Origin of the sequence: Cloacibacillus sp. An23, from assembly GCF_002159945.1 — a bacterium.
Lineage (GTDB): Bacteria > Synergistota > Synergistia > Synergistales > Synergistaceae > Caccocola.
Genome location: NZ_NFJQ01000012.1, coordinates 116,115 through 136,081 on the forward strand (window position 1 = coordinate 116,115; position 19,967 = coordinate 136,081).

General features: G+C 59.6%; 15 protein-coding genes, 2 tRNA genes and 1 other annotated feature. Of the genes, 3 read left to right on the top strand and 14 right to left on the bottom strand.

The features are described 5' to 3' along the window. Positions 1-69: 69 nt before the first annotated feature. The 6 genes from B5F39_RS12495 to B5F39_RS12520 all read right to left on the bottom strand — a co-directional run bounded on the left by B5F39_RS12495 (position 70) and on the right by B5F39_RS12520 (position 7,175). Positions 70-1,737: a ribonuclease J gene (locus tag B5F39_RS12495; RefSeq protein ID WP_239391267.1), complete on the bottom strand. Its 1,668-nt coding sequence runs from the start codon at positions 1,735-1,737 to the stop codon at positions 70-72. A gap of 240 nt (positions 1,738-1,977) precedes the next feature. Further along, entirely contained in the window at positions 1,978-3,042 is a 1,065-nt protein-coding gene (locus tag B5F39_RS12500; RefSeq protein ID WP_087368212.1) for an iron-containing alcohol dehydrogenase family protein, read from the bottom strand. Between the two features lie 65 nt (positions 3,043-3,107). Continuing rightward, positions 3,108-4,307 carry a hypothetical protein gene (locus B5F39_RS12505; RefSeq protein WP_087368213.1) on the bottom strand — a complete coding sequence of 400 codons (1,200 nt, stop codon included), beginning with the start codon at positions 4,305-4,307 and terminating at the stop codon, positions 3,108-3,110. 77 nt (positions 4,308-4,384) lie between these two features. Continuing rightward, positions 4,385-4,630 (bottom strand) — a binding site (T-box leader). 134 nt (positions 4,631-4,764) lie between these two features. Continuing rightward, the gene (locus tag B5F39_RS12510) at positions 4,765-5,463 is read right to left on the bottom strand and encodes a P-II family nitrogen regulator (protein WP_087368216.1); all 699 of its coding nucleotides are present in this window, start codon (positions 5,461-5,463) and stop codon (positions 4,765-4,767) included. After that, complete coding sequence (locus tag B5F39_RS12515) at positions 5,460-6,959, bottom strand: DUF1538 domain-containing protein (RefSeq protein WP_087368219.1); 1,500 nt, start codon at positions 6,957-6,959, stop codon at positions 5,460-5,462. Before B5F39_RS12515 ends, B5F39_RS12510 begins: the two co-directional genes overlap by 4 nt. A gap of 139 nt (positions 6,960-7,098) precedes the next feature. Next, positions 7,099-7,175, bottom strand: a tRNA-Arg gene (locus B5F39_RS12520). A 53-nt stretch (positions 7,176-7,228) separates the two neighbouring features. On the opposite strand from B5F39_RS12520, the gene tadA reads away from it, so the two are divergent. Next, positions 7,229-7,684 (top strand): tRNA adenosine(34) deaminase TadA, encoded by a 456-nt coding sequence (tadA, locus tag B5F39_RS12525; protein ID WP_087368221.1) that lies wholly within the window; start codon positions 7,229-7,231, stop codon positions 7,682-7,684. A 134-nt stretch (positions 7,685-7,818) separates the two neighbouring features. Further along, positions 7,819-7,910 (top strand) — tRNA-Ser (locus B5F39_RS12530). A gap of 208 nt (positions 7,911-8,118) precedes the next feature. Here B5F39_RS12530 and B5F39_RS12535 read toward each other — a convergent pair. From B5F39_RS12535 to B5F39_RS12555, 5 genes are all read right to left on the bottom strand, one after another. Next, positions 8,119-8,760: a class II aldolase/adducin family protein gene (locus B5F39_RS12535; RefSeq protein WP_087368222.1), complete on the bottom strand. Its 642-nt coding sequence runs from the start codon at positions 8,758-8,760 to the stop codon at positions 8,119-8,121. Then, positions 8,760-10,064: an MFS transporter gene (locus B5F39_RS12540; protein WP_087368224.1), complete on the bottom strand. Its 1,305-nt coding sequence runs from the start codon at positions 10,062-10,064 to the stop codon at positions 8,760-8,762. The genes B5F39_RS12535 and B5F39_RS12540 overlap by 1 nt, the downstream gene beginning before the upstream one ends. A gap of 17 nt (positions 10,065-10,081) precedes the next feature. Then, the gene (locus tag B5F39_RS12545; RefSeq protein ID WP_087368225.1) at positions 10,082-11,389 is read right to left on the bottom strand and encodes a glycosyltransferase family 2 protein; all 1,308 of its coding nucleotides are present in this window, start codon (positions 11,387-11,389) and stop codon (positions 10,082-10,084) included. A 183-nt stretch (positions 11,390-11,572) separates the two neighbouring features. After that, on the bottom strand, positions 11,573-13,084 hold the full coding sequence (locus B5F39_RS12550; RefSeq protein WP_239391269.1) for an AMP-binding protein: 1,512 nt from the start codon (positions 13,082-13,084) through the stop codon (positions 11,573-11,575). Positions 13,085-13,175: 91 nt separating this feature from the next. Continuing rightward, positions 13,176-14,768 (bottom strand): ABC transporter substrate-binding protein, encoded by a 1,593-nt coding sequence (locus B5F39_RS12555; protein WP_158096053.1) that lies wholly within the window; start codon positions 14,766-14,768, stop codon positions 13,176-13,178. Between the two features lie 114 nt (positions 14,769-14,882). On the opposite strand from B5F39_RS12555, the gene B5F39_RS12560 reads away from it, so the two are divergent. Beyond that, the gene (locus tag B5F39_RS12560) at positions 14,883-15,413 is read left to right on the top strand and encodes a DUF1850 domain-containing protein (RefSeq protein WP_087368230.1); all 531 of its coding nucleotides are present in this window, start codon (positions 14,883-14,885) and stop codon (positions 15,411-15,413) included. On the opposite strand, the gene B5F39_RS12565 is transcribed toward B5F39_RS12560, so the two are convergent. The 3 genes from B5F39_RS12565 to B5F39_RS12575 form a co-directional block, all read right to left on the bottom strand. Beyond that, positions 15,410-15,901, bottom strand: coding sequence for a hypothetical protein (locus B5F39_RS12565; protein ID WP_143330748.1), 492 nt, complete (start codon positions 15,899-15,901; stop codon positions 15,410-15,412). The genes B5F39_RS12560 and B5F39_RS12565 overlap by 4 nt on opposite strands. Positions 15,902-16,294: 393 nt before the next feature. Next, positions 16,295-17,251 carry a TAXI family TRAP transporter solute-binding subunit gene (locus tag B5F39_RS12570; protein WP_087368234.1) on the bottom strand — a complete coding sequence of 319 codons (957 nt, stop codon included), beginning with the start codon at positions 17,249-17,251 and terminating at the stop codon, positions 16,295-16,297. A 71-nt stretch (positions 17,252-17,322) separates the two neighbouring features. Further along, entirely contained in the window at positions 17,323-19,377 is a 2,055-nt protein-coding gene (locus tag B5F39_RS12575) for a TRAP transporter permease (protein ID WP_087368236.1), read from the bottom strand. Positions 19,378-19,967: the final 590 nt, after the last annotated feature.

Below are 19,967 nucleotides of genomic sequence, written 5' to 3' on the forward strand. Positions count from 1 at the left end.
GAAAAACGCACGGTACGCCGCCGCCGGTTACTGCGCGGGGCCGGTAGAAATTATATATCCTTCTCCGCTCTAAATATACGTTATAAGCGGGATTATAGTCGGATAATTGCGCGAGCTCCGCGAAAAGACCTCGCGTATCCTCTTGCGTATCTCCGTCGGCAGAGTCTCGCGCTTCGCCCCCGGCGTGCGGGCGAACTGCGCTACCGCAGTCCGCACCGCGTTCTCAAGCTCGCCGAAGGTGCTGCCGTCGTCAGCCGAATAGACGCTGCCGCGCGTCTGTATCTGAATCGGAGCGGCGGGACGCAGCGAGCCGTCGAGCACGACGGATATGACGACGAGGCCGTTCTCCGCCATTTCGCGCCGCTCGCGCAGAATGCTGCCCTCGAACTCGCCGAGGACGACGCCGTCGATGAGCACCGGCCCGGCCTGCACGCGGCCTATGACCTCAGCCTTGCGGCTGTCCGCGAAGCGGAGCTGATCTCCGTTTTGGAGTATAAAGACGTTCTTCGCCGCGACGCCCATCTCTCGCGCAAGCTGCGCGTGGCGCACGAGGTGACGGTACTCTCCGTGGCACGGTACGAAGAACTTCGGCCGCGTCAGGCTGAACATCAGCATAAGCTCGTTGCGTGAGGCGTGGCCGGAGACGTGTATCTTCTCCTCGCGCTCGTATATGACCTCCGCGCCGCAGGCGAAGAGCCTGTTCACCGTCTGGCTTACGAGCTTCTCGTTGCCCGGTATAGGCGTCGCGGAGATGATAACCAGATCCTTGGGGCCGAGCTTCACCTGCCGGTGGGCCCCGCGGCTCATAAGCACTAGCCCGGAAAACGGCTCGCCCTGGCTGCCTGTCGTGAGGATCACGACGTGGTTGTCCGGCATATGCTCCGCGTCCTGCGCCGAAACTATCAGGCCGTCCGGCACGTCCAGGTAGCCGAGCTGCGCCGCAAGCTCCACGTTCGCGGTCATACTGCGCCCGACCAGCACGGCCTTGCGGTTGAAGCGCGCCGCCGTCGCCAAAATCATCTGCGTCCTGTTAAGGTTGCTGGCGAAGGTCGCGATTATGATGCGCCTGTCCTTGTAAAGCCGGAAGAAACGCTCGAAGGTCTGCCCTATGACTTTCTCGGAGGGCGTCGAGCCCGGACGCTCGACGTTTGTCGAGTCGGACATAAGAAGCAGGACCCCCTCGTCGCCGAGACGCGCCAGCGTGCTGTAATCCGGCCTGTTGCCGTCGGAGGGCGTCGGATCGAATTTGAAGTCGCCGGTGTGCACCACGACGCCGAGCGGCGTGTGTATCGCGAGCGCGAACGCGTCCGGTATAGAGTGGCAGAGCTGTATGAACTCCACCTCGAAGCACCCCGCGGTCACCCTGTCTCCGGGCGAAACGTAGCGGTAATCGGGCGTGTATCCCGTATGCGCGTCTACCATCTTGTTCTCGATAAGGCCGCCGGCGAGGCGCGAGCAGTAGACCGGCACGTCGAGTCTCGGCAGCACGAAGGGCAGAGCGCCGATGTGGTCCTCGTGCCCGTGGGTTATGAATATCGCCCTTATCTTGGATTTGTTCTCTATCAGATATTCGATGTCGGGAATGACGAAATCTATCCCGAGCATATCCTCCTCGGGAAACTTCAGCCCGCAGTCTACGATTATGAAATCGTCTCCGCAGCGGAATACCGTGAGATTTTTCCCTATTTCTCCCATTCCGCCGAGCGGACAAACGGTCAGCTCGGGTTTTCTCTTCATCCGCCTCCGCGCGGAGGCTCTCTTATTTTCGGATTCGGCCATAAGCACAACTCCTTCCACGATATATCCTATCACGTCGCGCGGCATTGGGCTATCGTTAAAGCGGCGCTTCGCGGGCTATCGCGCAAGAACCTTCGAAAAAGCGCGCGCCGGCGACGGGCGCGCGCTTTGCAAAAAAAAGAGCTCCGGCAGGACTGCGTCCGCAGAGCTCTTTTATCCTATTCGTGATTCGCGCGCGGTTTACTTCTGAAGCGCCTCGAGTTCCATAACGCCGTCTATGAGCATCTGCTGCGTCACTTCGTATGGATAGACGCGCACGTCGATTCCCTGGAGCGCCTTTTCTGTCGCGGCGGGCAGATCTTCGACGGTCACGTCGATGTCGGCGAGGCGCGTCGGCAGCCCTATGGATTTGTTGAAGGCGAGCACGCGGTCGCGTTCTTCGTACTGCTTGTCCACGGTGAGCATGACGAGTATGCCGTAGGAGACTATCTCTCCGTGCAGATGATGGTTGGCCTCTATCGCGGGAAGTATCGTGAATCCGTTGTAGAGCGCGTGAGCCATGCCGGTCGTATAGTCTACCTGCACGAAGTTGGAGACGAAGCCGGTCGATACGATTATCGCGAGCACGACTTCGGTGAGCTCGTCGCTGACGCGGTGTTCCTCGCAGTCGGTCATCGCCTGGCGTCCCCAGCGTATTATCGGCGCGGCGCACATGGTGCTGAGCGCTATGCCCATCGCGTCGGAGTGGCACGGCGTGTCGTTGCGCGAGGAAATGGTGCACTCGTAGTGCTTCGCCATCGTGTCGCCCATTCCGGCCCAGAGGTATCTGACAGGGGCGTTGGCTATTATCTCTGTGTCGATGAAGATGTGGTTCGGCGGGATCTTCGAGAACGAATATTCGCGCAGACTCCCGTCGGGATGATAGACGATGCCTAGGCTAGTGCAGGCGGCGCAGGTCGAGGCTATCGTCGGGAAGGTGAAGAACGGCTTCTTCGTGTCGTGCGCAAGCACCTTGCAGGCGTCGATGGCCTTTCCGCCGCCGACGGCGAAGATCATGTCCGCGCCGGCCGCCTTCGGGCGCAGCATCTCGACGTTCTCGAGCGAAGCCTCGCCGCCGTACCAGTGTACGCCGGCAACCTCAAGCTTGGAGCCCTCTATCGCCTTGAGTATTTTATCCTTCGCCGCGGCGAGAGCCTTCTCGCCTCCTATTATCACGACTTTCTTTCCGTACTGTTCGCATACTCCCGCTATGTCGTCGTAGGCATCCGTGCCTACGGTGTATCCCGGAAACATCGTCCTCTGCATTATAAAATTCTGCTCCTTTCGTACTGATCCGTTTTATTTTAAATTTCAGCGGTTTGCGCGCCGCGTTACTTCGCCGCGCGCACAGGCTCGCCTGTTATCTTCGCTGCCGCCGTCGCCGCTTCAGCGCTGTGCTCCATGTACCAGCGGCGGTTCTTATAAACTCCGACAGTCAGGAACGGTACCACGACTGCGATGATCCCGAGGTAGCCGCAGTAGCCGTAGCCGTATTTGATGATGTTCGTCAGTCCCATCATGGATATGCTCATCGAGAGCACGATGATGAAGGCTGAGACTATAGCTCCGCGCACCGGGGCAGACTTGATCCCGCTGAAGACCGGATGGCTCTCAAATCGCGCGACGAAGCCGAAAATCGTCGTGACGGCGGTCGATATGAGGCAGAGCAGCAGGCATACGCCGTAGACCACAGTAAGGACGCTTATGTTCATCACGCCGCATATCGTCAGCGTCGGGATGACGCTCCCGTTTTCTATCCCGCTGTAGACGCTGTGCCATGAGAGCAGCATGAACACAGAAAGGACCAGCGCCGCCGTGTTCAGCGCGAAGGATATCCACATCGACTTAGCGCAGTCCTCGCGCGTCTTCATTATCGTGCCGCAGGCTACCATCGTCGGCAGCGTCACGCATTGAAAGCCAGCATAGACGAATGCGTTGAACACGGCCTCCGGGACGTTGCTGAAGCCGTTGCTGCCGAAATCGGCGAGCATGACAGACATCACGGAGCTGTCGCTCTTATATATGCCGACCGCGTATATCGTAACGGCCGTAACCAGTATCGCGAGCCCCATGTAGGTCGAGGCCGCGCGCACGACGCCCGCGCCGAAAATCGTAAGCAGCAGAACGAGCGCGCCAACCGAGACGACGCCTATGTAATAGTTCAGGCCGAAGTAAACGGCGAGCGCGGAAGCCGCGCCGGATATGGCCGCCGCGACAGCCATCAGCACCATGATATAGAAGAATATCTCGAAAAGCCACACAAGCTTGTCGAACGGATGATAAAGAGCCTCGAAAAGCTGCTTGTGGTTAGTGAGGCCGCGCGAGTTATACATCACCATAGCCTGCCGCATGGTGAGCGTTAGCAGCAGCATCGCAAGCACTGCCGACAGCACCCCGGCCCATCCGAGGTATACGTAGTAGGTGTTAGCCTGGTTGCCTGTGGCGAAGCCGCCGCCCGCGTGGGCCGAGAACAGTACCGCCCCCACAGAGAAGGCGGCGAAGAATGACGCTTTGGGACTTACGTTTTTCATTATGTTTCCTCCTGCCGTTGATGTTCGTCCCGGCATCGGGGAATAAAAAAATCCTTTCGTCCCCTCTGCCTTAACACAGAAGAGACGAAAGGATCAAGCCTTCCGCGGTACCACTCTTCTTCGTCCCACGATACGGGACGCGCTCAGCGAGGCACTATCATGCCTCCGCCCTGTGACGGGAGCGCCCGTCCGCGCCTACTCGCTTCCTTCGGCGCGGCTGCTGCTACAGCGAGTTCCCCGGTTCCGCCGTCTTGATGCCTCGCACCTACCGGCATTTCTCTGAAAGCACTTTCCCGGCTACTACTCTGCGTCATCGCATTTCAAGCGTGAGCAAGAATAGCAAACATAGAATGAAATGTCAAGAACAAAACTTACATATTTTCATTGCGATGCTGAAATATGAAAAAGCGGCCGGACGCGAGCCCGGCCGCTCTGCTTATCTGTATCGGCGAAAGTTCTACAGTTTTGAGAACCCCGCGATGCGCTCGACCGGAAGCGCGAATGCTATAGCCTTGGCGTCGGTCTCCGGCCCCGCCTTGTCTATTATCGCGCGCACGATGGATTCCTCAGAATCCTTGCTGACTACGATATAGATCATCTCTTTTTCTTCGGCTATAGTAAGGCCGAAGAATTTCGCCATGCGGCCCGCGGTGCCCTTGGCGTGAATGACGGTACCGCCGCGCGCCCCGGCCTCTCTCGCCGCGTCCATGACCATGTCGACGCAGCCCTTCTCCGCAATCGTCACCACCAACGAATACCTCATATCATCCACCCTCTTTCTGAAATCTTCGTTCAATCCGGCTCCCGGCACATATTCGGCGTTCGACGCCCCGGCTATCGACTCGACCGGGAGCATGACGGCGACTCCCTCGTTCGGCGCGTCTATGCGCATCTCGGAGACGAGGCCGTCCATGATGCCGTTCGCCGTATCCGAACCGCACAGGCAGCATATCACTTGGCGCGCTTTCTTCTCAAGCCCCCAGAGGCTGAGCATCTTTTTCTGCGCCGTTCCTTCACATAAATAGCTGTAGACCAGGTTCGCCCCGCGGCGGCGGCAGAACTCCGCGTAATCGTCGCTGCGCTCGCGCTGGACGACGGACAGGACGAAATTGAGGCCGCGGGCGTCGTGTTCGCGTAAATCTGCGGCGTTCGTCATATCTTATTCTCCTTTTTCTTAACGGCGGACATTCCGCGCACATAAAGCAGGCCGAGAAGCTGTATCGTTATAAGCGGCGTCATGGCGACCATCGCGACCACGCCGAAAGCGTCCTGCGTGACGTTGCCTCCGACCGCGGTGCACAGCCCCATCGCGAGAGGCATAAGGAATGTCGCCGTCATAGCGCCGGAGGCGACGCCGCCTGAGTCGAATGCGATCGCAGTGAATATCGTCGGGACGAAGAAAGTAAGTATAAGCGCTATGGCGTACCCCGGCACGATGAGCCAGAGCAGCGGCAGCCCGGTCAGTATGCGAAGCATCGCGAGGCCGACAGAGACCGCGATGCCTATAGAAAGGCTTACGCGCAGCGCCTTGCCTGGAATCGCGCCGGCCGTCACTTCGAGCACCTGCTTGCCGAGCACGTGGACGGCTGGTTCGGCCTGCACTATAAAGTAGCCGATGACCATTCCGATCGGCACGATGATCCAGTTGTATTCGAGAGCGCCGATGAGCTGGCCTATATAATTGCCTACCGGAAGGAATCCGGCGTTGACCCCCGTGAGGAATGTTACGAGGCCGATATAGGTATAGAGTATCCCTATCACTATCTGCAAAAGCTCCGCCCCTTTGAGGTGAAGCTTAAACACCTGGAATACCGCGAAGAAGATTATTATCGGCGTCAGGGCGAGAGCCACCTCGTGGAAGAAACGCGGGAACTCGTGCGCAAAGAGCTTCCAGAGTTCCAGCGAATCGGCTATCTCCGGCACGACGACCGGCGTGTAGCTGCTTCCGCCGCCCGGGTAGACCATGCCTAGCAGCATGACGGCGAGTATCGGCCCGATAGATCCTATGGCGACGAGGCCGAAGCTGTCGTTCTGCGCGTCGCTGTCGCTTCTGGAGGATGCGACGCCGACGCCGAGCGCGATTATGAACGGGACGGTCATCGGCCCCGTCGTCACCCCGCCGGAGTCGAATGCCACGCCGATATAGTCGGGAGGCATGAAGAACGCCAGCAGGATTATAAGTACGTAGAAGAACACGAACATCTTCCGCAGCGGAACGCCGAGGAATATCCTGAGCATCGCGACGCTGAGGAAAACGCCGACGCCGAGCGCGACCGCGCCGATTATCACCGCGTAAGGGATGCTCGGCACCTGTCCCGCCAAAACCTGAAGGTCCGGCTCGGATACGGTTATGAACGTTCCGACGAGAAAGCTGATAAAGAGAATGAACCATAGGCTGCGGCTTTTGGTGACCGCAGAGCCGATGTAGCCTCCGATCGGAGTCATCGCCATATCGACGCCGATGGTGAAAAAGCCCATGCCGACTATAAGCAGGATGGAGCCGAAAACGAACGCGAGAAGCGCGCCGACCGGCACAGGGATGAACGCGAAGCAAATCGCAAAAACAATGGCCACAACCGGCAGAGTAGACTTCAGCGACTCCTCCAGCTTGGCCATGAGGATGGTGTTGTCAAGCCCAAGTTTTTTCAACATTTTCCGCTCTTACGAAGCCCCGGGCAAAATGCTGCATTTGAACCAACGCCTCGCTCTCCTTTCTTCAAAATGGGTGAGACTCAGAACCCGCGAAAGCGCCGCAAGCTTTCGCATATAATAATATGGGGAGTGTGATAAGTGGCGCGTCTGTGGGGATTCGAACCCCAGACCTTCGCCTCCGGAGGGCGGCACTCTATCCAGCTGAGCTACAGACGCGCGTACGCACTCCTTGAAGTATAGCATATTTGGAAAGGAGCCGCTATATAAATATGGACGACGGTTTTTACATGAGGGAGGCGCTTGCCGAGGCGGAGGCGGCGATGCGCGAAGGTGAAATTCCGGTGGGAGCGGTCGTAGTGCACGGCGGAGAGATAATCGGCCGAGGGCGCAACGCTCGGGCCGCGCGAAATTCCCCGCTCGCGCACGCAGAGATCGAGGCCGTACGGGCGGCGGCGAAAAATTTGAATTCGTGGCGCTTCGACGGCTGCGCCATATACGTTACGCTCGAGCCGTGCGTCATGTGCGCGGGAGCGCTCGTGCAGTGCCGCATGGGGCGCGTGGTCTTCGGCGCGAAGGACCCGAAGGCCGGCGGATGCGTCTCGCTCTACGAAATTACGCGCGACCCGCGTATGTACCACCGCTGCCGCGTGACAGGCGGAGTACTGGCCGGCGAGTGCGCGGCTCTGCTGTTCGAGTTCTTCGCCGCAAAGCGCAGAAAAGCGTAAAAATCATTTCGCGTCGGGCGCGCGGCGCTTTTCCGGCGCGGGGCGGCGGACGCCGCGCTGAGGAAAACGGAGCGAACCGCCTCCGTGCTTTGACATCGGGCGCGCAATAGGCTATAATGCTTCGCGTCCAGTGCGGAGAGGTGTCTGAGCGGTCGAAGGAGCTCGCCTGGAAAGTGAGTGAGGGGGTCAAACTCCTCCATGGGTTCAAATCCCATCCTCTCCGCCATTTTTTATGCTTTTTCCCCGATTTCCCCAAAATTTCACACGAATGCGTCAAGAGAAGCGCCGGCTTCGGTATGGGGGTGCTCCAGGCCGTTACGGCGGCGCGCGGCATATACGTGCGTAACAGTCATCTGAGAGGCGCGGCTTCCGGCATGAAAAAAGCCCCGTGTCCGCGCGGGGCTTTCGCTTCGTCGCAAGTTCTTCGCGCGTCCCTATCTCTGACCGTAGCGGCGCGACATATCTTCCGCCTCGATTTGTATCTCTTCCGGCTTAAGCTTCACGCCGCCGCCGCGCAGTGCGGTCAGGAAGTAGATTTGCGCGAATATCTCGAGCATTTCGCATTTCGCCGCGGCCTCGGCCAGCGACGAGCCGGCGCATAGCGCGCCGTGGTTCGCGAGCAGGACGCCCGAGCCGGAGCCGAGCGCCAGCGCCGCGTGTTCGGCCAGTTTCCGCGTGCCGATGGGCGCGTATTCGGCGCACGGTATCTCGCCGCCGAAGAGCACGGCCTGGTTGTCGGTCAGCACCGGCAGCGGCTCGCGCAGCGCGGCAGCGGCTGTCGCGTAGACTGAGTGCGTGTGAATGACCGCCTTCACGTCGGGGCGGCGGCGGTATATCTCCGCGTGCAGCTCGCGCTCCACCGACGGCTTGCGCCCGCCTTCGAGCGGCCGCCCGTCAAGCGAGAGCACCGGCAGGTCGTCCGGCGTCAGGGCGCCGTAGCCCATGCCGCTGGGCGTTATTATCATTCCGCGCGCGCAGCGGACGCTGAAGTTACCGCCCGTGCCCTGCACGAGCCCTTTTGCGAGCATCTCGCGCGCCGTCCGTATTATTTCGAGCTTCGCCGCCTGTTCGTCCATTATGCCGCCTCCTGTGATTTTTTGTCCGCCTTCGTCTTAGCGAGCTTCAGCGTAAGCGGGAGCATTAACAGGTTGATGAAGGCCATAGAGAGAAATACGCCGTTTATCGACATGCCGGCCGCTATCATCGCGGACATCAGAGCCGCGGCGCAGACCATGAAGAGCGAGTCTATTATGTTGAGCGAGGCTATCGTGCGCGCCATGTGCGTCTCGGGCGTAAGGTGCTGCATCAGCGCGTACATCGGTATGCTGTAGAGGCCTCCGCTGGCGGCTATCAGGAACATCGAGAGAATCACGAGCCACGAGCGTCCCGCGGCAAGAAATTCGCGCACGCCGGCGAGCGCGCCGCCGGATGCGCCGGAGGGGCTCACGATGTAGAGCATCACGATGAATACGCTTATCGCAACGAGGCTCGCGGGGACGTACCTGCCGCTGACGCGCCCGCCGAGCAGTCTGTTGCAGAAGGTGGCGCCCGAGCCTATGCCGACGGTGAAGACTACGAGGAACAGCGTCGAGACCTGTTCGTCGCCGCCGACTATGTCTTTGGCGTAGGAGGGGAACTGCGCGAGGAACACGGACCCGAGGAACCAGAACCAGCTTATCCCGATTATCGACATGAAGACGGGACGGTTCGGCACAGGATATGTGATGAGCCGCCACGTCGAGCGGAAGAGGTTGCGGTCTATGCGGAGCCCTGGCGACGAAGCCGGCAGCACCGGAATGAAGCGGCTCGCGAGATACCCCGCCGCCGCGACTCCGACGACCCCCGCCGCGATGTACCAGCGGCCGAGCGGCGACATTATGAGCAGGCCGCCGCAGAGCGTTCCCGTCAGTATCGCGACGTTCGTCCCCGCGTTGACGAGGCCGTTGCCGGCGACGAGCTCGTCTTCGCGCAGGAGCTGCGGCAGCACGCTGTATTTGAGCGGGCCGAAGAAGGTGGACTGCGTCCCCATGAGGAAGAGCAGCGCGATGAGCCACCACATCTGAACGTAGTGGAAGGCCGCCGCGGTCAGGACCATCAAAATTATCTCGGCGAGCTTGATTATACGGATGAGCCGCGATTTTTCGTACTTGTCAGAAATCTGCCCGGCGAGCGACGAAAAGAGGAAGAAGGGCAGGATGAAGAGCCCCGCCACAACCGTTATCAGTATCGGCGCGTTTACGCCGTATCTCGCCGCGAGGTCGTAGGTTATGAGAGTGACGAGCGCGCTCTTGAAAAGGTTGTCGTTGAACGCGCCGAGGAACTGCGTGAGAAAGAGCGGCAGGAAGCGGCGCGTAAGGAATAGCGAAAACTGCGATTTTATGCCTGTTCACCTCGTTGTTACTTTTTTACTTCGTCAAGGGAAATGCCGCGCGTGTGCTCCGTCTTGACCCACTTGCCCTGATCCTTCGCGAGGAAGGCCGCGCGGAAGAGGATGGGTATCCACGTGAGGCCGAACCAGAAGTACGATAGAGTGTACTTCACGTAGCGCAGCGTGAATTTCCGCTCGTGGAACGACGGCCCGGCTATCGCGCAGAGCAGGCAGAAGGCTATTATCGAGACGACGGGCAGCCCGAAGAAGAGCACCCAGTCCACTGCCGTGTGCGGCACGTCCGCCGAAGGATAGAGCACCATGTTGTTGACGAGCGTGAAGGCCATGCCGGCGATCATGATGACGATTCCGAGGCAGGCCTTCGCCGGCGCGAGCAGATATAGGAAAAGGTCGAGATACTGGAGGCGGCCGGTCGTGAAGAAGCTTTTGAGCGCAGGACGTCCGTAGTGCCAGAATACCCAGTAGTGTCCCTGCATCCAGCGCGTGCGCTGGCGCACTGAGACGCGCATGTCCTGCGGCTTTTCGTCGTAGATCACGGCCGCGTCGTTCCAATGGACGCGGCTGCCGGAAAGTATCAGCCGCGTGGACATTTCGAGGTCTTCGGTAAGGCTCTGCAAATTCCACCCTATCCGTTCGAGCGTCGCCATGCGTATGACGAGCCCAGTGCCGCCGAGCGTGCAGGAGAGGCCCCAGAGGCCGCGCGCGAGCTGCCAGAATCGGTTAGTGAACCAGTAGGCCATCGCGTATGAGCGCGTCAGCCAGTTGTCGTCCGGGTTCTTCACGTCGAGGACGCCCTGTATAGCCTCGGCGTCGGGATGCAGCTCCATATAGTTGTTCATAGCCATCAGGAAGTTCCGTTCCGCGAGGTTGTCCGCGTCGAACATCGTCAGCGCGTCGTAGTCGTCGAGCGGTATCTGCGTCAGCGCCCAGCGCACGTTCCAAGTCTTGCCGTTGTGCTCGTCGTCGAAGCGTTCGAGAGCGACGGCCCCTTTCGAGCGGGCGAGCGCCGCCGTGCCGTCCGTGCAGTTGTCGCACGAGACGTAGACCTTGTAGCAGTTTTTCGGATAGTTCTGTCCGGCGAGGCTGTCGAGCAAGGGCGAGAGGACGGCCTCCTCGTTGTGCGCCGGGACGAGCACGGCGAAGCGGCGGTAGCGTTTCGCCGGCGGCATTTTTTTCTGGTTCCAGAAGCCGCGCAGGCTTACGATTATCTGGTAGAAGCCGTCGCACATGAGAGCTCCGAGCAGCGTGTAGAGCACGAACTGGATTATCCACCAGCCCCACCATATACACCAGTAGAAAAACTCCGTCTTATCCATAGAACTCCCCCGCACCGCCACGGCGTTATTTCAATGGCTTATCATACAACGCTCGGCGGGCGTAGGCAACAGCGCAAGCCGCACGCCCCGTCAAATGCGGAACGGCTCCGACGCCGCAGCCGAAGCCGTTCTCATAACGCCGCAGGCATCTCGCGGCGCAAAGCGTCCGCGGCTCCGCCGCCGTCAGCCTTCTTTCTCTATCTTCGTCTTCCGCAGCTCACGGCGCAGTATTTTGCCGGTCGGCGAGATCGGAAACTCTTTGACGAAGCCTATCTTGCGCGGGACTTTGTAGTGCGCAAGATGGTCGCGGCAGTATTCCATGAGTTCTTTCGCCGTGGCCTGCGCGCCGTCGTTGAGTATGACGAACGCTTTGACAAGTTCTCCGGCAACGTTGTTCTTTTCGCCGACCGCGACTGCGGCGTGGACTGCGGGATGCTTGCAGAGCGCCGCCTCGACCTCCTGAGGATAGACGTTGAAGCCGCTGACTATTATGATGTCGGTGGCGCGGTCGACTATCGTTATATAGCCGTCTTCGTCTACGTGCACCACGTCGCCGGTGTTGAACCAGCCGTCGGGCGTGAAGCGCTCGCGCGTGTTCTCCTCGTCGCGGAAATATCCGCTTACGACCGCGGGCCCCCTGAGGTAGAGCACGCCCTCGTCATGGAGGCCGATTTTGTTTCCCTCGCGGTCGCGTATCTCTATCTCGTAGTTGGCGAAGGCCGGGCCTACCGTTCCGAGCTTTTTCTTTTCCTCCGACGGGTTGACCGCGACGACTGGGCTGCATTCGGTGAGGCCGTAGCCTTCGAGTATCCCGACGCCTAGGTATTCGCGGCACCGTCCCTCCATCTGGACGTTGAGCCTGTCGCCGCCGCAGATTATGTATTCCACGCGTAACCGTTCGCCGCGCTTCGCCAGCGCGCCGATGAGGAAGGCCATGACGGTCGGCACGGCGATGACGCGGTTCACGCCGGATTCCTTAATCGCCGTTATGGTGTTTTCGACCGGGACGAAGCTCGGCACGACGGCCTGCGCCATCCCGTAGCATAACGGCAGGAGCCCTGCGACGGTGAAGCCGAAGGCGTGGAAGTTCGGCAGGACGTTGAGCATGACGCCGTCCTTGGAGACGAGACCCGGAACATGCTCCGATATCGGCTCGAGGTCGCCGATTAGGTTCGCGTGCGTACAGCCGACGGCCTTCGGCAGTCCAGAGGTACCTGACGTTGAGAATATAACCGCCAGCTCCTTCGGCTCCGGCGTCCCGGCGCTCCCCTTCCATTCGGGAAGCGGCCCTTCAAGCGGCGCGGGCACGAGCGGTATTTCCGCCGCAAACCCGGCCTCGCGCGCCTTTCTCTCGCCCTCTTCCGTCAGAATGAGAGAATGCACGTCGAGCATTTTGATAGTGTCGGAAAGGTTAACCGCTCCGGTGCGCGCGTTGAGCGGAGCTATCGCCCCGCCCAGACGCCAGCAGGCAAGCATCAGCGCGAGGGAGAGCGGCGAGTTGGGCAGCAGCATCGCGAGGCGCTGCCCCTCCGTGAAGCCCGCGGCGCGCAGCTTCTCCGCGCAGCCGCCGGCGAGGGCGGCGAAGCGTCCCCAGCTCCACCATTCGCCCTGCCACCAGAGGCATTTGTCGTTTTCCCTGCCCCGCCACACCGAATCTATATAGTCTTCGAGTCGTCCGCAGTTGAATGAAGGCATGATTATCAGACCACCTATCGCTGTTGATGGGACAATTATGCCATATTATTTTACTCTTGTATATCGCGCTGAGCCGCCGTTCCGGCGCGCGTCAGTTGCGGCGCATCGTGAAACGGCGCTGGAATATCCCCTTGCCGTCGGCGCAGTATATCAGAGCCGAGGATTTGTTGAGCGGCATGTGCGTCCTCGGGTCTATCGTCAGAGTCGCGTGCGTGAGCGGGAGATTGCGCGTCGCTAGGAGCGTATGCCGTATCGCCTCGCCTCGGAAGCCAGGCGTGCTCTGGAAGGCCGACGCTATCCACATCACGGCGTCGTAGGAAAGAATCGCCGCCGCGACGTCGCCAGGCTGGCACTCCTCGTTGTAGAGGCTGCGGTACTCGCGCATGACAGAGCTTATCTGCGGGTCGAGCGCCGTGACCTCGTTCACCCACCAGCTTCCGCGCAGCGACAGCCCCGCCTGCTCCGGCAGCTTCTCCGTATATCCGTCTCCCAGGACGAGCGCGCCGAAGCCGGCAGCCGCGCGCTGCGGCATTATCTCAGCCGCCGCCGCGCCGCCTCCGGGAAGTATCAGCAGGTCCGCGCCGCTCTCCGCGAAGGCGCGCATTGCGGCGTAGTGCCCGCCACCGCGCCTGTAGGTGAGCTCCGCCGCCACCTCCGCGCCGAAGCCGGCGGCCCACTTGCGCGCGGATTTGTAGATCGAGGCCGACGCTTCGTCGTCCGGGTTGTAATAGAAGGCTATTTTGTTTTTATGAAGCGCCTGAGTCGCGAAGTAGGCCAAGGCTTTGCCGCGCGACGCGGCGTCGCTGACCAGCGAGAAGGAATAAAGATATGGCATCGACGATTCGTCAAGCAACGCTCCGTCGAGCGGCTCAGGGGCCGCCACGACGAGAGGAGCCTCGAGCCGGTCGGCGAGCGGTGCGAGCGTCTTCACCGCATCGGCGCGTCCGAGCACCATGACTAGTATGCTCCTGTCGCTCATCGCCTCGGCGACGGCCTTCTCCGCCGCTTTCGGATCTGAAGGCAGGTCGAAGCCTATGACTTTGAGCTTGTATTCGCCGCGCGAAAGCCCGCGCACGTTTACGCGCTCGACGGCGAGCTGAGCGGCCTTGAGCTGCACGTGCGAAAGCCGGGCCGCAGGCCCGGACATCGGCGCGAAGAACGCTATACGCAGCTCGTCGCCCGACGGCGTCCTCTGATTGCCTATCTGGAAGAAAAGCGCGACGAGCACAAGCAGCGAAGCGATAAGAATTATCCCGTTATACAGCGACTTGGTGCGGATGCGCATAGTACGCGGCCTGTTCGCGACGCCGCCAGATATCTTCTTAAGATTGCCCGGCACGGCGACGACGGCCTTATCGTGCTCTTCCACGTCCGAGCCGCCGTACTCCATCTCCATCAGCCAGCCGACGAGCCGCATGACGTCGTCCGCCTGCTCCTCCGTAAAGCCGAGCTGCGAGACCAGCGCCGGGCGGTAGTCTGCGCCGTGCTTGGCATACTCTCGGCGCGACGGCCGCCAGCCGCACTTCAGCAGAAAGCGCAGCGCGAAGGTCAGGTGAAAGGTATCCTCCGGGCGCAGCGAGGAACGATCCTCGAGAAACTGCGCGAGACGGTCCGGGTCCTCAAGTATCTTTATACCGTAGCTGTCTATGATCTCCGTCAAAACGGCGCGAATATCGTCCGGCATTGCTTCACTCCTCATCCATTCGCCTAGTATACCCCAAAGAGCGCGCTATTTGAATTTCACGAATTGTAAAATTTACCTGCGGATGCTAAGGTTAAGCGAAAGGAGGCGAGTTTGATGAAGTTTCCCCCGGCTTTAGGCACAATGCGGCTTCTGGCCGCGGCGCTTGTTTTCGCCGCCGCGTCGGTCGCCGGATGGCGCGCCGATTCACTGGCGCTGCTGCGCAGGGACGGCAGCGCGCTGTTCGAGCTTCCCGTCCCTAACGGCTACAGGTTCGCCACAGGATACACGCACTCCGTAGAACTCACGCCGGTCGAGGACGAGTACGCGGTCGCCTGCTGCGCGGTATGGGGCTGGCGCGAGCGGGTCAAATCCTCAAACGCCGGTATGCCGAGCATCGCGCCGAAGCACGGGAAATATATCAACACGGAAGAGTGGCTCGTCTTCCAGGGCGGCAGGACGCCGTGGCGGCGCTTCTACCTGCGCGTCGGCGACGAACGTTTCGGGCGCAACTGGATAGAACTTCCGCCATACGGACGCGCGCGGCTTTACAAAATATCGCCCGGCGAACGCCTGACGGTAACGTCCGTAAAAAAGCCGCCGGCGCTCGCGCCGTACCGCGGCCTTGAACTTCTCGAAAAACGCTAAAACGGACGCGCCTCTGCGGCGACACAGACGACGCCGCATAGCGCGAAAGCGGCCGCCGCTATATCCGAGCGCCCTCGCGTCAGCATCGCGGCGAAGCGCGGCGCGAATCCGGCGGCGGCGCATACGGCGGCGGCCTTGACCCAGAAAAAAACGAAATCGCAGAAAAATCCCCAAACGCCGCCTGCCCCCACAACCACCGAAGGGTTCCACGGAAGCAGCAAAGCGACGGTAAGAGCCGCGTAAAGCAAAGGACGAAGCCCGCCGTCATCAAATCGGATCGAAGCGCAGCCTTCCTCACGACGCCCGGCGTTTTCAGGAAAAGCACAGAGAAGCGCAAGAAAAAGAAAACTCATGCCGGCCCTGCCCCACGCGCCCGAGACGGACCAAAGCGGCATGACGGAATAGGTGCCGAGGCAGCCGAGAGCGCCGGGAACGCCAGCGCTCGATACAAAAAGCGCCGAAGCCCCCCACGCTGCGCAAAAAACCACAAAAAAGCTCCCAAGCCTTCGTTCCGAGCGCGGACGAACAAAAGCGGACAGCAGCATCAGAACAGCGACTGCGAAGCCGCCGTACTCAAAAGAAAAAAACGGCGGAAGCGATCCGACGGGCACGAAATAAAACGCCGCGGCGCACAAAGCCGGCGACAAAAGCCCGCTCCGCCTCAAAACGCGCTCACATCGCCGCGCTTCCGCCCGATTACGCGCACCGTCGTCAGAGCGGCGCTGCGGCGCACGCGCACGCAATACTGCGAAACATATCAGAAACGCCGCGAACGCGGCGCCGGATACAGCGTTAAGAAAAATTTCAGACATTAGAACAGGGACGAAAATAAATCAAAAAGGGCCGTCTCGCGGCGGCCCTCTCCGATAACTCTGATTCCCTTACTTGAGTATACCCTTTTCCTTGAAGAACTTCTCCGCGCCGGGATGCAGCGGGCAGGTAAGTCCGTCGAGAGCGCCTTCAAGGGTGATTTCCTTGCCCTTCGCGTGGACGGCGGCGATGTCGCCCAGGTTGCCGTACATAGCGGTCAGGAACTCATAAATCATTTCTTCCGGGACGGAGTCGTTCGTGACGAGGATGGCCATGACGGCGGGGGTCTTCGTCTCCTGCGTTATGCCGCTGTAGGTGTTCGCAGGTACGGAGCTCGGCACGAAGAAGGGATATTCCTTCTGGAGCTTCGCGAGCATCTCGTCGTCGAAGCTGAGGAGACTGACGTCCTTCGTCGTCGTGAGGTCCATTATAGAGGCCGTCGGATATCCGGCGACGACGAATCCTGCGTCGATCTGGTTGTCCTTAAAACGGCTCGTAGTCGCGGCGAAGTCCAGGAAGTCGGCCTTCGACAGGTCGTCGTAGGTCAGTCCCGCGACTTTGAATATAGCCTGTACGTCGCCCTCGACGCCGGAGCCCGGAGCGCCGACTCCGACGCGCTTGCCCTTAAGGTCGGCTATCGTCTTTATGCCGGAATCCTTCGTCACGACCGCCTGAATATGCTCGGGATAGAGCGAGGCGACCGCGCGGATGTTCTTGACAGGCTTGCCCTGGAACATCAGCTCTCCGTTATAGGCCCAATAAGTGATGTCGTTCTGTACGAACGCTATCTCTATGCCCTCCGTAGCGACGAGGTTCATATTCGCGACAGAGGCGTTTCCGGTCTCGGCGGTGCACTGTATCTTTCCGCCCTTCGTGACCGCCGCCGCTATCGCGCCGCCGACTACGTAGTAAGTCCCGGACGTGCCGCCGGTGGCGATCGACATGTAGGTAGGAGCCGCCGCGGCGACTGTGGTGACCGCGAGGGCCGCCAGCAATGCCATAAACGTTACGATGATACCCTTCTTCATTTCTGTTTCCTCCCTTGTAATTTTTTGCAATGCGGGCAGCTAGGCCCGCTTATCGCCGTTTGTCCTATGTCCTACTGCGCCTTCGCGGCGAGCCGGCGCGCCTTCGCCGTCTGTACCGCGTAGATGACGCCCAGCACGACGAGTCCGAACAGGTCGGAGATCGTGCCCGGAATCAAAAGCCCTATCGCGCCGAAGAAAGCAAGGATACGCAGATACCATACCAGATGCGCCTTGAAGAACCCTATCGTGAACATCGCGAGCAGGAAGACGCCTATGAGCGCCGTGCATATCGCCTGGACCATATAGAACGGCTCCACGTCGATGAAAAGCAGCATCGGGTTATAGACGTAGATATACGGGACGAGGAAGCCCGCGAGCGCCAGCTTGAACGACGTGACGCCGGTCTTCATCGGGTCAGAGCCGGCAATGCCCGCTCCCGCGTAAGCAGCAAGCGCGACCGGCGGCGTGAGGTCCGCCGCTATTCCGAAATAGAAGACGAACATATAGGCCGCCATCGGCGGGACGCCCAGCAGGAAGAGCGCGGGGGCCGCCATAGTGCTGGTGACGATAAAGTTCGCCGTCGTCGGAAGCCCCATACCGAGGATAAGGCTCGCTATCATCGTGAAGAACAGCGTAAAAATCTTCGTCAGGGAAACTGCGGCGACATCCGGCGTTACGCCCGCGCCCGGAGCAAACGAGAAAAGCGCCGTCACCGCTCCCGCAAGAGCGCCGTCCGGCGACACGGCCGCCATAGAGACGATAGCCCCCGCAATCTTAAGAGCGAGCCCCGTCAGCGTCCCCATGCCCACGACGATGCCGACCGTGGCGCATGCGCATGCGACGCCGATGGCGCTGCGCGCGCCGCTTTGAAAAGCGTCGTAGATTCTCGCAGGCGTCAGACGTGTCTCCTTATTCAGCCACGAAAGGATGAAACTGACGACGATGCCGTTGAAAGCAGCCTTAAGCGGCGTATACCCCGCAAGCAGGAAATATATTATCGCGATAAGCGGAATGAGCAGGAAGCCTTTAGCCTTCAGCAAAGGCATGAGCGGCGGAAGCTGCTTCCACGGAATCCCCTTCAGTCCGAGGCGGCAGGCCTCGAAATGAACCTGCACCATAACCGCGAAATAATAAAGCAGAGCCGGGACGACCGCCGCGATAGCGACCTGGATATACGGCACGCCCATAATCTGCGCCATTATAAACGCCGCAGCCCCCATGACCGGAGGCATAATCTGACCGCCAGTAGATGCGACGGCCTCGACCGCGCCGGCGAAATACGGCTCGTAGCCGACGCTTTTCATAAGAGGTATCGTGAACATACCGGTAGTACAGACATTCGCGACGGAAGAGCCGGAAACCGTCCCCATCAGGCCGGAGCTGACTACCGCGACCTTCGCGGGGCCGCCAGTCGACCACCCGGCGAGCGCGAGCGAAAGGTCGATGATGAACTTTCCGAGCCCCGTCTTCTCAAGGACGGCCCCGAACAGTATAAACATAAACACAAACGTGGACGACACCTCGAGAGGCGTTCCGAAAATACCCTCCGTACCGAGATACATATGGTTTACGATACGCGCCACATTAAAACCGCGATGCCCGAGCACATCCGGCATCGAACGCCCGAAATAGCAGTACAGCAGCGCGATAATCGCAAGACATGGAAGGACAGGATTGGAAATGCGCCGCGTGGCCTCCAGCAGCGTGGCGATAAGCAGGAAGCCCATAACCAAGTCCGTCTGAGTCGGAAGCCCGGCCCTAGTCACGAGATCGTTGAAAAACACGACGAGATACATCGCGCTCGCGACGCCTATGGCCCCCAGGATAAAATCATAAAAAGGTATGCCGCTCGTCTTCGACTGCTTAGAAGAGGCCGGATAGAGCAGAAAAACCAAAGCCAGCGTAAAAGCCAAATGAACCGCCCCCTGCTTCTGCGCAAGCAGCAGGCCGAACCCCGAGGTGTAGAAGTGGAAACAGGACATCGCCACCGCGATGATGGCGACGAGCTTCGCCTGCCAGCCCGCCAGAATCCTGAAACGGGACTCTGTGTCGTACTTGCGCATAAGCTCTTCGAGATTCAGCTTAGTCTCTTCGTCGGCTTCCTGAATTTGTCCGGCAGTTTTCATTTCTGTGTCACTCACGGATATTCCTCCTTTACTGTGCGTATGACGCCGTTTTACCCCTGCGTATAGTTTTACCCCCCCTATGATGCCCGTATAAAGCTTGATTCACTTTTAGTGGGATAAAAAATAGGCTCTATCCCAATACGTGCTTCTCTATCCGCGTTAAATCGTAAAATATACTGAATCTATTACAAGTATTATATCCTTGATTCAAATAATTGTCAGCATATTTTTTAACGCTAAACGGACGTCATATTTACCTCGCAGCATAAAAACGTTCACAAATACTTCTCCGGCGTTTCACCATTCAACGCGAGACGGGCTGAGCCGGCGGCCGCGTCCTCCGGCAAACGCAAAGCCGCGAAACTCCCAAAAATATTTCCGTATAACGCCTGTGTAACAATGTGCGAAAAACAGGACGATATAGTCAGCATAAAGCATATAGAAAATACTATATGTTAATGAATTAGAATGCCTAAAGTATATAAACATATCAAAAAGATTAACAAAAAGCTGCAAATCGCATTCAAGGGTGCCCAGCCGGCGACTCGTTATGAGATGGCGTCGATAGTGGCGCGCGCTCTCGTGACGGT

What these genes read in the sequence shown, in the direction of transcription:
- B5F39_RS12510 (WP_087368216.1), bottom strand. Translation starts at nt 5,463, where the DNA reads ATGACGAACGCCGCAGATTTACGCGAACACGACGCCCGCGGCCTCAAT.
- B5F39_RS12500 (WP_087368212.1), bottom strand. Translation starts at nt 3,042, where the DNA reads ATGCAGAGGACGATGTTTCCGGGATACACCGTAGGCACGGATGCCTAC.
- B5F39_RS12575 (WP_087368236.1), bottom strand. Translation starts at nt 19,377, where the DNA reads ATGAAAACTGCCGGACAAATTCAGGAAGCCGACGAAGAGACTAAGCTG.
- B5F39_RS12515 (WP_087368219.1), bottom strand. Translation starts at nt 6,959, where the DNA reads ATGTTGAAAAAACTTGGGCTTGACAACACCATCCTCATGGCCAAGCTG.
- B5F39_RS12555 (WP_158096053.1), bottom strand. Translation starts at nt 14,768, where the DNA reads ATGCCGGACGATATTCGCGCCGTTTTGACGGAGATCATAGACAGCTAC.
- tadA (WP_087368221.1), top strand. Translation starts at nt 7,229, where the DNA reads ATGGACGACGGTTTTTACATGAGGGAGGCGCTTGCCGAGGCGGAGGCG.
- B5F39_RS12550 (WP_239391269.1), bottom strand. Translation starts at nt 13,084, where the DNA reads ATGCCTTCATTCAACTGCGGACGACTCGAAGACTATATAGATTCGGTG.
- B5F39_RS12535 (WP_087368222.1), bottom strand. Translation starts at nt 8,760, where the DNA reads ATGGACGAACAGGCGGCGAAGCTCGAAATAATACGGACGGCGCGCGAG.
- B5F39_RS12560 (WP_087368230.1), top strand. Translation starts at nt 14,883, where the DNA reads ATGAAGTTTCCCCCGGCTTTAGGCACAATGCGGCTTCTGGCCGCGGCG.
- B5F39_RS12505 (WP_087368213.1), bottom strand. Translation starts at nt 4,307, where the DNA reads ATGAAAAACGTAAGTCCCAAAGCGTCATTCTTCGCCGCCTTCTCTGTG.
- B5F39_RS12495 (WP_239391267.1), bottom strand. Translation starts at nt 1,737, where the DNA reads ATGAAGAGAAAACCCGAGCTGACCGTTTGTCCGCTCGGCGGAATGGGA.
- B5F39_RS12545 (WP_087368225.1), bottom strand. Translation starts at nt 11,389, where the DNA reads ATGGATAAGACGGAGTTTTTCTACTGGTGTATATGGTGGGGCTGGTGG.
- B5F39_RS12570 (WP_087368234.1), bottom strand. Translation starts at nt 17,251, where the DNA reads ATGAAGAAGGGTATCATCGTAACGTTTATGGCATTGCTGGCGGCCCTC.